This window comes from Paraburkholderia sp. JPY465, assembly GCF_050436725.1.
In the GTDB taxonomy this organism is placed as follows: Bacteria; Pseudomonadota; Gammaproteobacteria; order Burkholderiales; family Burkholderiaceae; genus Paraburkholderia; species Paraburkholderia youngii.
Genome location: NZ_JBNDMT010000006.1, coordinates 827,573 through 845,638 on the forward strand (window position 1 = coordinate 827,573; position 18,066 = coordinate 845,638).

At 65.9% G+C, this 18,066-nt stretch carries 15 protein-coding genes; 3 read left to right on the forward strand and 12 right to left on the reverse strand.

The window, feature by feature from the left end:
* Positions 1-18: 18 nt before the first annotated feature.
* Positions 19-693, reverse strand: coding sequence for a glutamine cyclotransferase (locus QFZ94_RS37170; protein WP_429462969.1), 675 nt, complete (start codon positions 691-693; stop codon positions 19-21).
* A gap of 14 nt (positions 694-707) precedes the next feature.
* Positions 708-1,937 (reverse strand): helix-turn-helix domain-containing protein, encoded by a 1,230-nt coding sequence (locus tag QFZ94_RS37175; RefSeq protein ID WP_429462970.1) that lies wholly within the window; start codon positions 1,935-1,937, stop codon positions 708-710.
* Between the two features lie 167 nt (positions 1,938-2,104).
* Here QFZ94_RS37175 and QFZ94_RS37180 point away from each other — a divergent pair, with 167 nt between their 5' ends.
* The 3 genes from QFZ94_RS37180 to QFZ94_RS37190 all read left to right on the forward strand — a co-directional run bounded on the left by QFZ94_RS37180 (position 2,105) and on the right by QFZ94_RS37190 (position 4,163).
* The gene (locus QFZ94_RS37180; RefSeq protein WP_429462971.1) at positions 2,105-2,866 is read left to right on the forward strand and encodes a DUF899 domain-containing protein; all 762 of its coding nucleotides are present in this window, start codon (positions 2,105-2,107) and stop codon (positions 2,864-2,866) included.
* Positions 2,866-3,699, forward strand: a complete 834-nt coding sequence (locus QFZ94_RS37185) for a DUF2182 domain-containing protein (protein ID WP_429462972.1) — start codon at positions 2,866-2,868, stop codon at positions 3,697-3,699. Before QFZ94_RS37180 ends, QFZ94_RS37185 begins: the two co-directional genes overlap by 1 nt.
* A 197-nt stretch (positions 3,700-3,896) precedes the next feature.
* Positions 3,897-4,163: a DUF4148 domain-containing protein gene (locus QFZ94_RS37190; RefSeq protein ID WP_176111596.1), complete on the forward strand. Its 267-nt coding sequence runs from the start codon at positions 3,897-3,899 to the stop codon at positions 4,161-4,163.
* Between the two features lie 151 nt (positions 4,164-4,314).
* On the opposite strand, the gene QFZ94_RS37195 is transcribed toward QFZ94_RS37190, so the two are convergent.
* From QFZ94_RS37195 to QFZ94_RS37240, 10 genes are all read right to left on the reverse strand, one after another.
* Positions 4,315-5,757: an aldehyde dehydrogenase family protein gene (locus tag QFZ94_RS37195; RefSeq protein ID WP_429462973.1), complete on the reverse strand. Its 1,443-nt coding sequence runs from the start codon at positions 5,755-5,757 to the stop codon at positions 4,315-4,317.
* A 39-nt stretch (positions 5,758-5,796) separates the two neighbouring features.
* The gene (locus tag QFZ94_RS37200; protein ID WP_429462974.1) at positions 5,797-6,984 is read right to left on the reverse strand and encodes a fumarylacetoacetate hydrolase family protein; all 1,188 of its coding nucleotides are present in this window, start codon (positions 6,982-6,984) and stop codon (positions 5,797-5,799) included.
* A gap of 84 nt (positions 6,985-7,068) precedes the next feature.
* Positions 7,069-8,853, reverse strand: coding sequence for an IlvD/Edd family dehydratase (locus QFZ94_RS37205; protein WP_368582648.1), 1,785 nt, complete (start codon positions 8,851-8,853; stop codon positions 7,069-7,071).
* A gap of 41 nt (positions 8,854-8,894) precedes the next feature.
* A complete protein-coding gene (locus tag QFZ94_RS37210; protein ID WP_368582647.1) occupies positions 8,895-10,301 on the reverse strand; it encodes an MFS transporter in 1,407 nt (468 codons plus the stop codon).
* Between the two features lie 181 nt (positions 10,302-10,482).
* Complete coding sequence (locus QFZ94_RS37215) at positions 10,483-11,478, reverse strand: LacI family DNA-binding transcriptional regulator (RefSeq protein WP_429462975.1); 996 nt, start codon at positions 11,476-11,478, stop codon at positions 10,483-10,485.
* Positions 11,479-11,634: 156 nt separating this feature from the next.
* Positions 11,635-12,519 carry an SMP-30/gluconolactonase/LRE family protein gene (locus tag QFZ94_RS37220; protein WP_368582645.1) on the reverse strand — a complete coding sequence of 295 codons (885 nt, stop codon included), beginning with the start codon at positions 12,517-12,519 and terminating at the stop codon, positions 11,635-11,637.
* Positions 12,516-13,283 (reverse strand): SDR family NAD(P)-dependent oxidoreductase, encoded by a 768-nt coding sequence (locus QFZ94_RS37225; RefSeq protein ID WP_410851604.1) that lies wholly within the window; start codon positions 13,281-13,283, stop codon positions 12,516-12,518. Before QFZ94_RS37225 ends, QFZ94_RS37220 begins: the two co-directional genes overlap by 4 nt.
* Positions 13,284-13,348: 65 nt before the next feature.
* A complete protein-coding gene (locus QFZ94_RS37230; RefSeq protein ID WP_429462976.1) occupies positions 13,349-15,754 on the reverse strand; it encodes a glycoside hydrolase family 3 N-terminal domain-containing protein in 2,406 nt (801 codons plus the stop codon).
* 281 nt (positions 15,755-16,035) lie between these two features.
* Positions 16,036-17,166 (reverse strand): ABC transporter ATP-binding protein, encoded by a 1,131-nt coding sequence (locus QFZ94_RS37235; RefSeq protein ID WP_368582642.1) that lies wholly within the window; start codon positions 17,164-17,166, stop codon positions 16,036-16,038.
* 69 nt (positions 17,167-17,235) lie between these two features.
* On the reverse strand, positions 17,236-18,066 hold the full coding sequence (locus tag QFZ94_RS37240; protein ID WP_176111587.1) for a carbohydrate ABC transporter permease: 831 nt from the start codon (positions 18,064-18,066) through the stop codon (positions 17,236-17,238).

Sequence of the window (18,066 nt, forward strand, 5' to 3'; positions counted from 1 at the left end):
GGCGATTCAAGTAATGACTCACTCGCTCGTAGAATCGACCGTCAATTGCGAACCGCTATCTCGCGCCGGACGCTGCACGACACGAACGAGCCCGCTGCCACCGCCGCCGCAGAAGAACAGATCCGCGCCGTTCGATTCGAGTCCGGAGATTCCAGCGCCGGCCGGCATCTCGACGCTCTCGAGCACCTCGCCGCTGCGTGGATCGATATGCCGCAGTTCGCTCTCGTCACCTTCCCACGTGCCATGCCATAGCTCGCCGTCGACCCACGTAATGCCGGTCACGAAGCGATTCGATTCGATCGTGCGCAACACCGCGCCAGTATCCGGATCGACCTGATAGATTTTCCGCTCGGGATACTGACCGACCCACAGCGAACCCTCGGCCCAAGTCAGGCCGGAGTGGCCGCCGTCGCCGGGCGCCGCGATCGTCGACAGCACACGGCCGCTCTGCGGATCGATCTTCTGGATGCGGCCATTCGCGATCTGGAACAGGTGCTTGCCGTCGAAGGCCGTGCCCGCGTCGGCGGCAACCATGATCGAGCGCAGCGTCTCGCCGCTCGCCGGATCGATCGCGTCGAGCCGTTCGCCGGTCGCGATCCACACCAGCCGGCCATCGTAAGTGACCCCGTGCACTTTATCGACGCCCGTAAAGGGCCCATATTCGCGGACGATTCTGGCGGCAGAGTGGTTCATGATGACCATCCTAATCACGAAGGGAACGGGGAAGGGAGTAACAAAGCCGTCGCGAATCCGGCGAGCGGCGGCGTCATCCATCGGCGCGCGCGCCCCTCGCCCACCGGCTGCACTTTGCCGGCCGCGGCTAACGTGTCGAGCGAGCGCTGCACGGTGCGCTGACTCGCGCCGAGCACGAGCGCAAGCGCGGAACTCGACCAGGATTCGCCATCCGAGAGAAACGCGAGCAGCGCCGCATGCTCGCCTTCGACTGGCGGCGCCAGCACGACGACCTCGCGCGCTTGCCGCGGCGCGAGCGCGAAGCCGCGCGTCGTCGCGCTGACGCTCGCGAGCGTGCCGAGCGCCGCACGCAGCCGGCCGATCTCGACGCGCAACCGCGCGCGATGTGATTCGTCGGCGCGTTTGGCGCGAAACGCGCGTGCGACGAGCGCGTCGCGCGGCACGTCGTCGGGCCATGCCTCGCCTAGCATGCGAGCAAGCGCGAACAACACAGGTCGGCTCGCGAGCGCAACCGCCGCGTTGGCGTCGCGGATCGCGTAGCGGCAAGCGTCGACGATGAGCGGACCACCATCCTGGTTCGAGGTCAGCAGCTTTTCGATCTCATCGAGGAGGATCGGTTCTTCTTCGCCCCTCGCGATCATGCGCGCCGCCGGCTTGCTCAGTGCAGCCGAAGCGTTTTCGACTTCCGCGATCAACGCCGGAATGCCGGCCTCGTGTGCCGCGCGTGCTGCCCGCGCCAGCGCGGCACGAGCGGCGCCGCTGCGCAAACGCCGCAGCGCGACTCCCGCGACCACCAGCTCATGCGCGGCCCGCAACGCGGGCGGAAACGGCCGGGGATCGAGCACGGCAAGCTTGCGCTCCGCTTCGTCGAGACGGCCGATCAGCAGCAGACGCCGCGCCGCCAGATACCGCGCATGCGCGGCATTCACGCGATCGCCGTGCGCGTCGAGCGTGGCGGTCGCGGCGTCGAGTGTTCTGGCGGGCCATGCGAGATCGCGCGACGCGAACGCGATCTCCGCTTCGGCGACCACGCAGCGGGCACGCGACACCGCATGCTGCGCGCCGAATGCGCGCGCGGCGGCGCGCACCAGCGCCTTTGCGCGCGCGAAATCGCCGAGCTGCGCCATCGCGATGCCGCGCAGCGCGAGCGCCGGCGCGTCGTCGCGCAACGCGACGCGGTCGAGCGCGCCGAGCGGATCGCCGGCCGCGAGCGCGCGCGCCGCCGCCGCAATCAGCGCGTCCACGGCGTGCGAGTCCGCGCGTAGCACGTCAATGCATCAAGCGAATCCCGCCACACTTGTCACTCCCACCCGATCGATGCCCGGTCCTAATCTAGCACGACCATCAACCGTCACCGACGCCTTCGGGCAAGAGCTCGCACGGCGCGGCACGACCCACGGAGGAACCCACGATGACCACGCATCCGATCGGAACCCGCGAACAGTGGCTCGACGCGCGACGCGCGCTGCTCGACGCGGAAAAAGCCCACACGCGACACGGCGACGAACTCGCGCGGCAACGTCAGGCGCTGCCGTGGGTGAAGGTCGATAAGGCCTACCGCTTCGATACCGACGAAGGCACCGCATCGCTCGCCGAGCTGTTCAGAGGACGTTCGCAGCTGCTCGTCTACCACTTCATGTTCGGGCCCGACTACAAGGCGGGCTGCCCATCGTGCTCGTCGATCGCGGACGGTTTCGGCGGCTTCGCTGTGCATCTCGCGCATCACGACGTGATGCTGATGGCGGTGTCGCGCGCGCCGCTCGAGAAGTTGCAGGCATACAAGCGACGCATGGGTTGGACGTTTCCCTGGGCATCGTCGGCAAGCGGCGATTTCAATTTCGACTTCAATGTCTCGTTCACCGAGGCACAGCAGCGCGCCGGCGATATCGAGTACAACTACGCACGCAACTCTCACGCGATGGACGTGAGTCCCGCGCCCGAACCCGTCGCGCAATTCGCGGCGACCTGCGGCACTGACGCGGCCACCTATTCGCGCGACCGGCCCGGCATGAGCGCGTTCGTGCTCGAAGACGGCGTCGTCTATCACACGTATTCAACCTACGCGCGCGGCGTCGATGCGCTGTGGGGCATGTACCAGTGGCTCGATCGCGCGCCGAAGGGACGCAACGAGACAGGCATCTGGTGGCGCCGTCACGACGAGTACGAGCGGTGATGGGCCCGCTCGTACGCGCTGCCTGCACGAACGGGCAGCACTTCACCACGTGGCGCGCGATGCGCTCATCGCAGCGGGTGTTCGTCGGCGTCTGCGCGTTGGTGTTCATCGCGAGCGTCGCGGCGACACTGGCGCACAACGCGTCGATGTCGGCGATGGGCGCGCTGCCGATGCCAGGCGGCTGGTCGATGTCGACGCTGTGGATGCCGACCTGCGGGCGCACGTGGGCCCGCACCGCGGCATCGTTCATCGGCATGTGGATCGTGATGATGGCGGCGATGATGCTGCCGTCGTTGATGCCGATGCTGCTGCGCTATCGCGAAGCGGTCGGCGCGCGGGCGAGCGCGGGGCGACTGGCGCTGCTGACGGTGCTGGTGAGCGGCGCGTACGCGGTCGTATGGACTGCGCTCGGCATGGCCGTGTTTGCGGTCGGTGCGTCGCTCGCGGCGCTCGAGTTGCGGTGGCTAGCGCTCGCGCGGTCCGTGCCGTTAGCGGCCGGCGTGGTGGTCCTGCTCGCCGGCGCATTGCAGTTCAGCACGTGGAAAGCCCGCCGCCTCGCCTGCTGTCGCGCGACACCGAGCCTCGCCGCCGACGCGGCAAGCGCCTGGCGCTACGGGCTGCGCATCGGGGTGGACTGTGCCGGTTCCTGCGCGGGATTGACGGCGATTCTGCTGGTCGCCGGCATGACGGATTTGCGCCTGATGGCCGCCGTGACGGCCGCCATCACCGCCGAGCGGGTCGCACCGGACGGCGCGCGCGTCGCACGGACGATCGGCGCCATAGCCATCGGCGTCGCTGGCTGGCTGCTTGTCCAAGCCGCTTCAGGCGGCTAATAGACGCGCCTATCCATCGTCGATCGCTTCGCAAATCGATGATCGACAGCCTTGCTGCCCCAATATTGTTTTAGTTACCGAAACAGTGAGTTCAGGAATTAGGTATTTACCCTAGTTCCGGCTCCCCCTAGACTGTCATCACTGCTGCAAACAAACGGTTTCGCAGCCTAACAAGACAAAACCTGGAGGTAGTAAAAATGAAATCACTCGTTCAAGCTGTCGTTATCGCCGCTACTCTCGCTGCTCCGGTTGCCGTTTTCGCTCAATCGAACCAGCCGCTGACCCGCGCGCAAGTTCGTGAAGAGCTGGTTCAGATCGAGAAGGCCGGTTACAACCCGGCGCGTTCGAACCCGAACGAATATCCGTCGAACATTCAGGCTGCCGAAGCTCGCGTCGCGGCGCAAAACAGCGCGGTCGGCGGCGTGACCAGCGGTTCGTCGCAACAGGGCCGCGCAGCGCAGTAAGCCGCGTTCCCGTTAGAAAGTTGCTGTTGATGTAGCTGTACCTGCCGGAGCGCTTTGCCATAGCTCTTGCAGCTTCCCCTGCTGGCCCGCCATCGCGATCGAATGCGATGGTGGGCCAGTTCCGTTTTAGCGGAGCCCGGCTAGTGTCGCGTCAGACCGCGCCCGGGTTGATATACGCGGTCTTCACCGACGTATAGAACTCGCGGGCGTAGGCGCCCTGCTCGCGCGGACCATAGCTCGATCCCTTCCTGCCGCCGAACGGCACGTGATAATCGACCCCCGCCGTCGCGGTGTTGACCATCACCATGCCCGCCTGCACATGGCGGCGGAAATGACTCGCGTACTTCAGCGAGGTCGTGCAGATGCCGGCCGACAGACCGAACTCGGTGTCGTTAGCGACCGCGAGCGCTTCCTGGTAGTCCTTGACCTTGATCACCGACGCGACCGGCCCGAACACCTCTTCGCGGTTGATGCGCATCGCCGCGGTCGTCTCCGTGACCAGCGCCGGCGCGAGGAAGTTGCCCGGCGTCGCGCCCTTGACGCGCTCGCCGCCGAACACCGTGCCGCCCTCCTCGCGCGCGATCGCCAGATAGCGCTCGTCCTGCTCGAGCTGCTTGTCGTCGACGACCGGGCCGATCTGCGTGCCGTCCGCGAGCGCATCGCCGACCTTCAGCGCGCGCATGCGCGCCTTCATGCCGTCGATGAAGCGGTCATAGATCCCCTCGGTCACGATCAGCCGGCTCGATGCCGTGCAACGCTGGCCCGTCGAGTAGAACGCGCCGTTGATGCAGGCTTCGACCGCGACGTCGAGATCGGCGTCGTCGAGCACGACCATCGGGTTCTTGCCGCCCATTTCGAGCTGGAATTTCTTGCCCGACTCGAAGCACTTCGCGCCGATCGCGCGACCCGTCGAGACGGAACCGGTAAAGCTGATCGCATCCACGTGCGGCGACGACACCAGCGCCTCGCCGACCACCGAGCCGCGGCCCATCACGAGGTTGATCACGCCCGCCGGCGCGCCCGCCTCGGCGATGATCTTGACCAGCTCCCACGTGCTGCCGGGCACCAGATCGGCCGGCTTGATGACGACCGTGTTGCCGTACGCGAGCGCCGGTGCGATTTTCCACGCCGGAATCGCGATCGGAAAATTCCACGGCGTAATCAGGCCCACCACGCCGACCGGTTCGCGCGTCATTTCGACTGTCATGCCCGGCCGCACCGACGGCACGATTTCGCCGCCGACACGCAGCGCTTCGCCCGCGAAGAACTTGAAGATCTGGCCGGCGCGGCCCACTTCGCCGATCGCCTCGGGCAGCGTCTTGCCCTCTTCACGCGCGAGCAGCTTGCCGAGCTCCGCCTTGCGCGCGAGGATCGCGCTGCCCGCCTGGTCGAGCACGTCGAAGCGCTGCTGCGGCGTGGACAGCGACCACGTCGCGAAGGCCTTGCGCGCGGCGCTGATCGCGCGGTGCGTCTGCTCGGCGTCGGCTTGCGCGAATTCGCCGATCACGTCGTCCAGATTCGACGGATTGACATTGCGCGACACGCTCGCGCCGTCGACCCACTGTCCGTCGATGTAGTTTGCAAATTGACTCATGTCCTGATTCTCCTTTCGAAAATTGCAGCGACAATCCGGTTATTCAGCAACCAGCAGGCCGCGAACCGCAAGGTTGCGATACAGAGCGCGCACGCCGAACGTCCACGGTTCGATTTCGGTGGACAGACGCACCGTGTTGGTCAGCGCGCCGAGCTGCGGCGTCGAAATCGTCACACGGTCGCCGAGGTGATGCGTGAAACCGGCGCCGGGCGCGTCGCGGTCCTTGATCGGCGAGAACATCGTGCCGAGGAACAGCATGAAGCCGTCCGGGTACTGGTGATGACGGCCACAGGTCTGCGCGACGAGGTCGGCCGGGTCGCGGCTGATCTCGCTCATGTGGCTTACGCCGTCGAGCACGAAGTCGTCGTCGGTGCCTTCGACGCGCAGCGACACGCTCGCGCTGCGCACCGAGTCGAGCGAGAAGGTGTCGTCGAACAGCCGCACGAACGGGCCGATTGCGCACGAGCCGTTGTTGTCCTTGCACTTGCCGAGCAACAGCGCCGAGCGCCCTTCGATGTCGCGCAGGTTCACGTCGTTGCCGAGCGTCGCGCCGACGACACCGCCGCGGCTATTCACCGCGAGCACGATCTCCGGCTCCGGGTTGTTCCACACCGACGCGGCGAGCAGACCGACGTCCGCGCCGAAGCCGACCGCCGACATCGGCTGCGATTTCGAAAATACCTCCGCGTCCGGACCGATGCCGACTTCCATGTATTGCGACCACGCATCGCGGCGCTCGAGCTCGGCCTTCAGCTTCATCGCGGCTTCCGAGCCCGGCTTGATCTTCGACAGGTCGGTGCCGATCGTCGATGCGATCGTCTCGCGCACTTCCTTCGCCTTCGCCGGATCGCCGCCGGCCTGCTCCTCGATCACGCGCTCGATCAGGCTCACCGCGAACGTGACGCCGCAGGCCTTGATCGCCTGCACGTCGCACGGCGCGAGCAGGCGCACGGCGGGGGCGCCCGCGCCCGGCAGGTTTGCGTCGATCAGTTGCGCAACCGGCCCGAGCGGCACGCCCGGCGCGCTGCGCGCAAATTGCGCGGCATCGTCGCGCTCGAACAGATCGGCGGTGGTCGGCACGCTCGCGGTGATGTCGAACACCTCGCCGCCGCGCACGACGACCACGCACGGTCCTTCATGCTGCTCGGACTTGCGCCACACGCGGCCGATCAGCAGCGCGTCGTTCAGATCGCCGGGAAGAAAGCTGGAAGAGGAAGTTGCGGACATGGGATGGGCTCTTTCGGGTAAGTGGAGAAACGGGCAAGGCCGGGCGTCGCGTTGTATGCGAAGCCCGGCCTTGTCACCTGCAGGTCAATGCGAATGCCGTGGATTGCCGCGCTCGGCAATCACCTTCAGATAAAGCGTCGCCGGTTCCAGGCAGCCGCCGGTCGAAAGCTGGCCGACCGTCTTGCGGTACAGCTCCTGCCACGGCGTTTGCGCGGCCGGAATCTCGAACTGCACGGTTTCGCGGCGTCGCGCGAGTTCCGCTTCGTCGACCAGAACGTTGACGCTGCGCGAATTCAGATCGACACGGATGCGGTCATTCGTGCGCAACAGCGCGAGGCCGCCGCCCACCGCCGCTTCCGGCGACATGTTCAGAATCGACGGGCTCGCGGACGTGCCGCTCTGCCGGCCGTCGCCCAGCGTGGGCAGCGACGTGATGCCCTGGCGCACCAGCGCAGCCGGCGGCGCCATGTTGACGACCTCGGCACTGCCCGGATAGCCGACCGTGCCCGTGCCGCGAATCACGAGGATGCAATGCTCGTCGATTTCGAGGGCCGGGTCGTTGATGCGCGCGTGATAGTCCTCCGGGCCGTCGAACACGATCGCGCGTGCTTCGAAGGTGTTTTCCGCACCTGGCTCGCTCAGATAGGTCTTGCGGAACGCATCGCCGACTACCGACATCTTCATGATCGCGCTGTCGAAGAAGTTGCCCGACAGCACCATGAAGCCCGCGCCGTGCTTCAGCGGATCGTCGGTCGTCTTGATGACCTCGCGATCCGGCGCCGGCGCGGCGGCCGCGATTTCGCCCATCGTGCGGCCCGACACCGTCAGACATTCCTCGTGCACGAGGCCGGCTTTCGCGAGCTCGTGCATCACGGCCGGCACGCCGCCCGCGCGATGGAAGCTCTCGCCGAGATACTCACCCGCGGGCATGCAGTTGACGATCAGCGGCACCTGCTCGCCGACGCGCTGCCAGTCGTCGAGACTCAGCTCGACGCCCATGTGCCGCGCGATCGCGATCAGATGCGGCGGGCAGTTGGTCGACGCGCCGAGCGCCGATGCGACGACGATCGCGTTTTCGAACGCTTCTTTCGTCATGATCTTCGACGGCCGCACGTCGTCGCGCACGAGATCGACGATGCGCTTGCCGGTCGCGTAGGCCATCTGGCCGCGCTCGCGGTAAGCGGCCGGAATGCTCGCGCAGCCGGGCAGCGACATGCCGAGCGCTTCGGCGAGGCTGTTCATCGACAGCGCGGTGCCCATCGTGTTGCAGTGACCGATCGACGGCGACGATGCGGTGGTCAGCTCCATGAAGCCTTCATAGTCGATCTCGCCGGCCGCGAGCAGATTGCGCGCATGCCAGATCACGGTGCCCGAGCCGACGCGCTTGCCGTCGTGCCAGCCGTCGAGCATCGGACCGCCGGACAGCACGATCGCCGGCATGTCGACGGTGGCCGCGGCCATCAGGCACGCGGGCGTGGTCTTGTCGCAGCCGGTGGTCAGCACGACGCCGTCGAGCGGAAAGCCGTGCAGGATTTCGACGAGCCCCAGATACGCGAGGTTGCGGTCCAGCGCGGCGGTCGGCCGGCGGCTCTGCTCGGCGAGCGGATGCACCGGAAACTCCATCGGAATGCCACCCGCGTCGCGAATGCCGGCTTTCGTGCGCGCCGCGAGTTCGATGTGATGGCGATTGCACGGCGCGAGATCACTGCCCGTCTGCGCGATGCCGATGATCGGCCGGCCCGACTGCAGCTCTTCGCGCGTCAGACCGTAGTTCATGAAACGCTCGACGTACAGTGCCGTCATATCCGCATGCGAGGGATCGTCGAACCATTCCTGGCTGCGCAGCCGGCGCGGGGTGGATGCTGACATGATGCGTATCTCTCTGTCTGGGTGAGGGTTGCTTATCGTGCTTACGCGTGCTCTGCGTGTTTCTGCGCCCGCGCCGTCTCGCGGCCCGGCACGCTGTCTTCATTCGACGTGGCCCGCGTCAGCATCGTGCGCGGCACGAGCAGGATCAGCACGCAGCTGACCAGCAGACACGCACCGAGTGCGTAGGTGCCGTTGTTGATGTCGCCGGTCAGGTTTTTGGCCACGGCGGTGATCATCGAACCGGTAAAGCCGGACAGATTGCCGATCGCGTTGATCATCGCGATGCCGGCCGCCGCCGCGGCGCCCGACAGCAGCTGTCCCGGGAACGTCCAGTAAATCGGCATCAATGCGAGGATGCCGGCGGTCGCGATCGTCAGAAACGTGATCGCCCACACCACATGATGCGCCAAAGCCGCGCTCATGATCAGACCGAGTCCGCCGATCAGCGCCGGAATCGCCGCATGCAGACGCCGCTCGCCGGTTTTCTTCGAATGCGCGGCGTTCGCGAGCGTCGCGATGATCGCCACGCCATACGGGATCGCGGTCAACAGGCCGATGTGCAGCGGGTCCTGCACGCCGGTCGCCTTGATGATCGACGGCAGCCAGAACGCGAGGCCGTAGAAGCCGGTATTGAACGTGAGCAAAATCGCGACCAGCAGCCAGACACGCGGATCGCGCACCGCCGAGCCGAAGCGCGCGGTCTTGTGCGCGCTCTCGCGCTGCAGATTCGCCGCGAGCAGGCTCTTTTCCTGCGGCGTGAGCCAGCGCGCGCGCTCGATGCCGTCGTCGAGCGAAAAGTACACGACGAACGCGGTCAGCAGCGACGGCACGCCCTCGATCAGCAGCATCCATTGCCAGCCCTGATAGCCGAGCAGGCCCGCCGTATGGTCCATCAGCCAGCCCGACACGACGCCGCCGAGCATCAGGCTGACCGGCATCGCGATCAGAAAGCCCGACATCACGCGGCTTTGACGCTGTGCCGGAAACCAGAAGTTCAGGTACAGAATCACGCCGGGGAAGAAGCCGGCCTCGCAGAGCCCGAGCAGGAAGCGCAGGATGTAGAACATCGTCGCGGTTTCGACGTGCGCGAGCTGCGCGAGCGGCTGGACGAACGCGAGCGCCATCGACACGAGCCCCCACGTGAACATGATCCGCGCGATCCAGAAACGCGCGCCGTAGCGATGCAGGAACACATTGCTGGGCACTTCGAAGATGAAATAGCCCCAGAAAAACACGCTCGCGCCGATCGCGTACATCGTGTCGGACAGGCCGAGATCGTCGAGCATCTGCAGCTTCGCGAAGCCGACGTTTACGCGATCGAGATACGCAACCACATAGCACAGCAACAGTATCGGCAGCAGCCGGCGCACGACCTTGCGATAGGTCCTTTCCTCGAACTCGTCGACGCGCGCGGCAGGCGCGGCGATGGCGGACGGTACAGCGGTCATTCGTTTCTCCATCAGCGTGTTTTTGTGGGGAAATGCGGTTGCCGGTAAAGTTACCGGTAACATTTCTGGCTGTGGATGTTACGCCCGGCTTACCGTCCGGACAACCAAGGGATATCCCTGATCTGTCTGGTTAAGGGTAGTTGGGCGCGTTCGCGTCATGCGAATTCAGCGACGCGCCCTTTTACGCGCTATCGCGCGAAATCACCGTGAAATCGATCTTCACCGCCTTCCTGCGATGCACGTCGCCCGCTTCGCGATCGGCGAGCGCCGCGAGCAGCGTCTCGCCGGCGCGCAGGCCGATGCCGTAAGCATCGACCGATACCGTCGTGATGCTCGGCTGACAGCACCACGACACCTCGAAATTGCCGAAGCCGGCAACCGCGATGTCGCCCGGCACCGACAGCCCGCGCCGATGGCACTCCATGATCGCGCCGAACGCCGACATGTCGCTCACGCACATCACGGCTTCGGTATCGGGCCAAGTGTCCAGCAAGGCGCTGATCGCCGGCGCGCCGTGGCTCATCGTGATCGGCGAATCGCCGAGCCGGATCACGCGCGGCTCGCCGAGGCCCAGCGCCTTGACTTCGGCGACGTAGCCGCGCATCCGGTCGTGCCCGCGCCGGTCGCGCTCGCTGGCGCCCGCGATAAAGCCGATCCGGCGATAACCGCGCTCGTGCAGATGCCGAACCATCGCGCGCGCCGCCGCCGAGTTCGAAAAGCCGACGACCGTATCGATCGGATCGCTGGGCAAATCCCACATTTCGACGACCGGAATGCCGGCGCGCTGCAACAGCATGCGCGTCGCGTCGGTGTGCCGGCCGCCCGTCAATGCGACGCAGCGCGGCTGGTGGCGCAGCATCGAGCGCACCAGCAGTTCTTCCTGTTCCAGCAGGTAGTCCGTATCGCCGAGCAGCAGCTGCAGACCATGCGGATTCAGTGCGGCATTCAGGCCGCGCACGGTGTCGGAGAAGTTCGAGCTCGACAGCGACGGCACCAGCACCGCGACGAACTCCGAGCGGCCCGACGACAGCGCGCCCGCTGCCGCATCGGCGACGTAACCGAGTTCGTCGATGACTTTCTGCACGCGTTCGCGGGTCGCTTGCGACACGTTGCGGCCTGCGAGCACGCGCGACACGGTCATCTTCGAGACGCCCGCGCGTTCGGCAACATCGGACATGCGGGGCGGGACTGGCGGCCTGGACGTCATGATAGGAATCGGGGCGGATGCGCGGAAGTCATGGAACGCACATGATAACGGGCCACTCCTTGCGGAGCGACCAGGCAACGTCAGGGTTGCGTATTGCGGCTCGTCCTGTCGCTGTGTTTTGTCGCTTTAACGCTCGAATCCCACCGAGCAGCGAGCCTGAACCTGCCCCGCCACCGGTGCGCGGAAAGAGAACAGCCCGCCCGCCTGCGGCTGATGCTGCCGCTCGACGGCAGTCAGCCCCTTCCATGCGGTCGACACATAGACGGTTTGCAGATCCTCGCCACCGAACGCGAGTTTCGTCACGTTCGCGCACGGCAACGGCACCTGATCGACCAGTTCGCCCGCCGGCGAGTAACGCTCGATCCGCCAGCCGCCGAACAGCGCGATCCACACGAAGCCGTCGGCATCGACCGCCATGCCGTCGGGATGACCGTCGCCCGAGATCGCGGCGAAGATGCGCTTGCCCGACAGCGTGCCGTCCGCGGCGACGTCGAACGCATAGACCACGCGGCGCACCGTGTCGTTGTGATACAGCGTGCGGCCGTCCGGGCTCATCGCCGGGCCGTTCGTGATCACGTAGTCGTCGTCCTGCGCGATCGCCGCGCCTCGCTCGTTCACGCGATACAGCGTGCCGCTCGGCGCCTCTTCGGCGTCGTCCATCGAGCCGAACCACAAGCGCCCTTGGGCATCGACGAAACCGTCGTTCAGGCGGTTGCCCGGCAGATGCGGTTCGACGTCGACGAGCTTGCTGAACTCCCCGCTCGCCGGATCGAAGCGATGCAGGCCGCCCGGCAGCCCGCATACGAACGTGCCGTCAGCGAGCGGCGCCAGAAAACCGGGCTGATCGGGCGCCTGCCACGTTCGCTGCTCGCCGCTCGCGACGCACAGCCGATGAATCCGGCGCCCCTTGATATCGACGAAATACACGGCGTTCTCGGCGGCCTGCCACAGCGGCCCTTCGGCCAGCTCGGCGCCGACCGCCCATACGCACACAGGTACCGGCATGCTCATTCTCCGTACCACCCTGCGTCGACGAAGTAATCGCGGCCGGAGCACCGCGACGCGTCGTCGGACGCGAGGAACAGCGCCATGCGCGCGACGTGCTCGGGCTCGATGCGCAGTTGCAGACACTGACTCGCGACGACCTTCGCTTCGCTCTCCGCCGATTGCCACAGCTGCATTTGCCGGGGAGTCTTCACCGCACCCGGGATGATGCAGTTCACGCGGATGCCCGCGCCGCCGAGATCGCGCGCGAGACCCCGTGTGAGCCCTTCGATGCCGGCTTTCGCGGTCATATAGATCGCGAGGTTCGGCAACGCGAGATGCCACGACACCGAGCCCAGATTCAGGATCACGCCGCGCCCCGCGCGACGCATGCCGTTCGCGGCGGCCTGCGCGCAGAAGAACTGGTGGCGCAGATTCACCGCGATACGGTCGTCCCAGTAGCTCGCGGTGAGCTCGCCGATTTCGTGCCGGTCGTCATTGCCGGCGTTGTTGACTAGCACGTCGATCGGCCCCGCCTCTTCGACGATTGCCGCAAACGTGCTTTCGATTGCGTCGACATTTTTCAGGTCGCAGCGGCGGAACAGCGGCGGATGCTTCGCGTGGCGAAGCGTTTCCTGCAACGCGAGCGAATCGTGCTCGGCGACGTCGAGGAAGAACACGCGCGCGCCTTGCTGCGCGAAAGCCTCGACGATCGCGGCGCCGATCCCGCTGCCGCCGCCGGTGACGACGATGGTTTTGTCCGCCAGGCTTGGATAGGTTGCGTACGACATCAGATTTTCCACTTGTAACGAGTAGGACCACACACGGGGCGGCACTCGCCGTCCCGACCCGCCGCTTAGGCCACGATCTCGACTTCGCTCAGCATGCGCCAGTTGCGCTCGAGCGTTCTCGTCGCGGAGCCCGCGACCGCGACCGTGCCGCTCAGATGAATGTCGCGGCTCGAACTGCCGACGAGCAGATCGAAATCACCGGGCTCGACGATACGCTCGCCGCGCGCGTCGGTGAAGTTCAGCATGTCGACCGGCAGCTTCACGCGCACACGCGCCGAGGCACCGGCCGCGAGCGGCACGCGCGCGAACGCCTTCAGTTCGCGCACCGGCCGCGCGACCGACGCGTGGCGGTCCCGCACGTAGATCTGCACGATCTCGGTGCCGTCGCGGGCACCGATGTTGTCGAGCGTGAAGCTCAGCTCGATCGTACCGTCTTCGATCGGCACCTCGCTGTGCGCGAGCGCGAGATCGCCGTAACGGAACTGCGTATAGCCGAGACCGAAACCGAACGGATAGCGGCATCCGAAATGGTAGGCAATCGGCGTTCCAGCGCTCTTCAGACGATGGTTATATACGTACGGCACGGCGCCCGCGCTCTTCGGCACCGACAGCGGCAGACGGCCGCTGAAATTGGCGCGGCCCACCAGCAGATCGGCCAGCGCTTCGGCGCCGCGCTCGCCCGGCGCGAACGCCATGATCTGCGCGGCGATGCGCTCTTCGAGGCCGCCGAGATTGTACGGACGGCCGCCCGTCATCACGACGACGGTTGGCGTGCCGCTGTCGACCACCGCCTGCAGCAACGCCTGCTGCACGCCCGGCAGGTCGAGGCTGTCGGTATCGGAGCCTTCGCCGACCGTGCCGGACTGGAACAGGCCCGCCAGATCGCCGACGAACACCAGCGCGACGCCCGCTTGCCGCGCGGCTTCGACCGCCGCCGCGATGCCGTCGGTGTCCTTGCTGATCAGCTCGTCGCAATGCGCGTCGCCGGTCAGATCGAGCGACACGTCGCCCGGGAACACCGGCGCGCCCGCGCGGCGTTCCTTGATGATGTCGCAGCCCTGCGCGTGAATCACGCGCTCGTTGCCGAGCAACGCGCGCAGCGAGCGCAGCGGCGTCGCGATCGACGCAGTGGACTGCTCGCCGCTGTTGATCAGATGCACCGGGAAGCTGTAGCCGGCGAGGAGCGCGAGCGGATCGTCGGCGGTCGGGCCGATCACCGCGATTTTGTCGGCGCCGTTCGGGGCGAGCGGCAGCACGTCGCCCTGATTGCGCAGCAGCACCGCCGATTCGAGCGCGACCTGATACGCGGTATCGCCCGCTGTGGCGCTCTTCACGTCGACGCGTTCGGGATCGACATATGGATTCTCGAACAGGCCAAGCTGGAATTTCACGCGCAGCACGCGCGAGACGGCAGTGTCGATCGTCGCTTCGGTGATCTCGTCGCGCTCGAGCGCTTCCTTCAGATGCACCGCGCACTCATGGCCCGGCAGCTCGACGTCGAGGCCGGAGTTGAATGCGAGGGCCGCGGCCGACGCGCTGTCGCGCGCCACCGCATGGTGGCTGTAAAGCAGGTCCACGCCCGCGTAATCCGCGACGACGAGACCGTCGAAGCCCCACTTCTCGCGCAGCGTGTCGTGCAGCAGCGCGCGATCGCCATGGCAGGGCACGCCGTCGACGTCGTGATACGCGGGCATCACCGAGCCCGCGTTCGCGAGCTTCACGGCCATTTCGAACGGCAGCATGAACACGTCGTTGAGCTCACGCGGACCGACATGCACCGGCGCATGATTACGGCCGCCTTCGCTCGCCGAATGACCGACGAAATGCTTGAGCGTCGCGAGCAGATCGCGCTGTTCGCCTTGCAGGCCCTTCACGTAGTGGCATGCGAGCACGCCGACCAGATACGGGTCTTCGCCGAGCGTCTCCTCGGTGCGGCCCCAGCGCGGATCGCGCGACACGTCGAGCACCGGCGCGAGCCCCTGGTGACAACCGATCGAACGCGCCTGCTCGCCGATGATCGTGCCCACTTCGCCGACCAGCCGCGGATTCCACGTCGCCGCATAGTTCAACGGCGACGGGAACAGCGTCGCGTCCTTGATCATCAGGCCGACGAGGCACTCCTCGTGCGCCATCACCGGAATGCCGAGACGCGTGTCTTCGACCATCTTGCGCTGCAGTTCGTTGAGCGCTCGCACGCCCTCCTTCGGATCGACCGTATGCGTGCCGAGCGGACGCGTGATCTGGCCGAGGCCGTACTGCAGGATCTCGTCGACCGTGATCTGGTTGGCACTCTGCGCGAAATCGATGCTACGCGCCTTGTGATGGCCATCGGCCGACAGCACCAGCCAAGCGGCATGAAGCTGCGCGATCTTTTCGTCGAGTGTCATGCGCGCGAGCAGATCGGCCACGCGCTCTTCCACGGCTGCGGCGGGATTGCGGTAGAGCGGCACCTCACTTTGGCGAAGCAACATCGAAAACTCCTTTTATTTATCCTGGTGTACGAAGCGCAAGAAGCGCCGACAAATCCGTTGTTTCTGACAAGCGTGCGGCAGGGCGTTGCTTCGGCCGGGAGCCATCCCGTTCCATTTCAGATATCTTTCCGTACTTCGCAGTCCTGCTAATCAATCAAACGCGGCCGCGACTCGAAATTCGCGGTGTTTGATCGGCTGCGGGTCGTTCGTTGCGTCTAGCGATGCGGTGCTGTGCGCCCGCGCTTGCCGGCGTCGTGCAAGCAAGCGCGGTCACAAGCGGATCAGTGCAGACGCGGCAGCGCGAAATCGTTGTCGTCGAATACGTGGCATGCATGCGGTGCGAACGCCAGCTCGACGCGTTCGTCGTGATTGACGCCACCGTCGCCGGGTAGTTTGGCGATCATCGTGTTGCCCTCGCGCACGCCACCGTCCACGTGCACGTAGCTGTGCTCGCCCATCCGTTCGACCAGACGCACGGCGCAGCGAATCGTCTGCACGCCGGGCTGCGCCGACGGCAAGGCGAGGTGCTCCGGCCGGACGCCGAGCGTGACCTGCGAGCCGACGCGCTGCCTGCGGCCGTCGACCTCGGCGCGCACGCGCTCGCCCGTGGTCAGCTCGACCTGAATGCCCTTTTCGTCGACCGCGAGGACCGTGGCCGGCATGAAGTTCATCTTCGGCGAACCGATGAAGCCCGCGACGAAGCGGCTCTTCGGCCGGTGATACAGATCGAGCGGCGCGCCGATCTGCGCGATGCTGCCGTGTTTTTCCATGTCTGCGCCGGCGTGCAGCAGCACGATCTTGTCGGCGAGCGCCATCGCTTCGATCTGGTCGTGCGTGACATACACCGCGCTCGCGCGGTTGAACTCGCGATGCAAACGGGCGATTTCGGTCCGCGTCTGCACCCGCAGCGCGGCATCGAGATTCGACAGCGGCTCGTCGAACAGGAACACGCCCGGCTCGCGCACGATCGCGCGGCCGATCGCGACGCGCTGGCGCTGACCGCCGGACAGCGCAGCGGGGCGGCGCTCGAGGTAGCTGTCGAGTTGCAGCGCGGCAGCGGCGCTGCGCACCTTCTTGTCGATGATGGCCTTATCGACTTTCGCCTGACGCAGACCGAATGCCATGTTCTCGTACACGCTCATATGCGGATACAGCGCGTAGTTCTGGAACACCATCGCAACCTGGCGCTTCGCGGGTTCGACGTTGTTCATGAGTTCACCGTCGATGCGCAGTTCGCCGTCGGTGATCGATTCGAGGCCGGCAATCATGCGCAGCAGCGTGGACTTGCCGCAGCCCGACGGCCCGAGGAACACGCAGAATTCATCCTTGCCGACTTCGAGGTTGGCGTCGCGGATCACCGAGTTACCGCTCGTATAGGACTTCTGTACGTTAGTGAGAGAGATGCTTGCCATGTCGTCTTTGCGAAGTTCGGTGTGCGAGCCACTGCGGCCCACACGATTCGAGGTTGTGTGCGATGCGGATCAGCCCTTGAGCGAGCCAGCCATCATCCCCTTGATCACGCGCTCCTGACCGAACGCATAGGCAACGATCAGCGGCAGCGAAGTGAGTACGAGGACGGACAACATCGACGGAATGTTCGACGCGTATTGCCCCATGAAGTCCCAAATCGCGAGCGGCAGCGTACGGTGCTCGGCTGTCGAGGTGAGCATGTACGCGAAGATGAACTCGTTCCACAGACCAATGCCGTTGAAGATCGTCACAGTGGCGAGCCCCGGTGCCGAAAGCGGGAAGAAAATCCGCCAGAAGATGCGGAACGGACTGCAGCCGTCGAGCTGCGCCGCTTCTTCGAGCTCGCGCGGAATCTGGCGCATGAACTCGGTCAGGATGAAGATCGACACCGGCAGACTGAGCGCCACATACGGGCCGAGCAGCGCGAACGCGGTGTCGTAGAGACCGAGGTTGCGCGTGAGCAGATAGATCGGCACGAGCGTCGCATGCAGCGGCACGATCATGCCGGCGACCACCAGACCGAACAGCGTCTTGTTCAGTGAGAAGCGCAAGCGCGCAAACACGTAGGCCGCCATAGCACTGATGATGACGATCAGCAGCACCGACACGCCCACAGTGAACACGCTGTTACGGAAATAAGTGAAGAACGGCCCCTGCAGCACAGCCGCGTAATTGCCCCAATACAGGTGGCTCGGCGGCGCCCACACGGACGTCGCGAAAGTCTCCTCCTGGCTCTTCAGGCTCGACGCGACCATGAAGAGAAACGGAATCGTCGTGACGGCCAGCCAGATCAGTGCCAGCAAAGGAATCCCGACGCGGGGGAAGCGTAGTTTCTTGTTCAT

Bases quoted from the DNA above. Each gene is read 5' to 3' on its own strand.
- QFZ94_RS37170 (WP_429462969.1), bottom strand. From the start codon at position 693: ATGAACCACTCTGCCGCCAGAATCGTCCGCGAATATGGGCCCTTTACG.
- QFZ94_RS37180 (WP_429462971.1), top strand. From the start codon at position 2,105: ATGACCACGCATCCGATCGGAACCCGCGAACAGTGGCTCGACGCGCGA.
- QFZ94_RS37185 (WP_429462972.1), top strand. From the start codon at position 2,866: ATGGGCCCGCTCGTACGCGCTGCCTGCACGAACGGGCAGCACTTCACC.
- QFZ94_RS37190 (WP_176111596.1), top strand. From the start codon at position 3,897: ATGAAATCACTCGTTCAAGCTGTCGTTATCGCCGCTACTCTCGCTGCT.
- QFZ94_RS37195 (WP_429462973.1), bottom strand. From the start codon at position 5,757: ATGAGTCAATTTGCAAACTACATCGACGGACAGTGGGTCGACGGCGCG.
- QFZ94_RS37200 (WP_429462974.1), bottom strand. From the start codon at position 6,984: ATGTCCGCAACTTCCTCTTCCAGCTTTCTTCCCGGCGATCTGAACGAC.
- QFZ94_RS37205 (WP_368582648.1), bottom strand. From the start codon at position 8,853: ATGTCAGCATCCACCCCGCGCCGGCTGCGCAGCCAGGAATGGTTCGAC.
- QFZ94_RS37210 (WP_368582647.1), bottom strand. From the start codon at position 10,301: ATGACCGCTGTACCGTCCGCCATCGCCGCGCCTGCCGCGCGCGTCGAC.
- QFZ94_RS37215 (WP_429462975.1), bottom strand. From the start codon at position 11,478: ATGTCCGATGTTGCCGAACGCGCGGGCGTCTCGAAGATGACCGTGTCG.
- QFZ94_RS37220 (WP_368582645.1), bottom strand. From the start codon at position 12,519: ATGAGCATGCCGGTACCTGTGTGCGTATGGGCGGTCGGCGCCGAGCTG.
- QFZ94_RS37225 (WP_410851604.1), bottom strand. From the start codon at position 13,283: ATGTCGTACGCAACCTATCCAAGCCTGGCGGACAAAACCATCGTCGTC.
- QFZ94_RS37230 (WP_429462976.1), bottom strand. From the start codon at position 15,754: ATGTTGCTTCGCCAAAGTGAGGTGCCGCTCTACCGCAATCCCGCCGCA.
- QFZ94_RS37235 (WP_368582642.1), bottom strand. From the start codon at position 17,166: ATGGCAAGCATCTCTCTCACTAACGTACAGAAGTCCTATACGAGCGGT.
- QFZ94_RS37240 (WP_176111587.1), bottom strand. From the start codon at position 18,066: ATGAACAAGAAACTACGCTTCCCCCGCGTCGGGATTCCTTTGCTGGCA.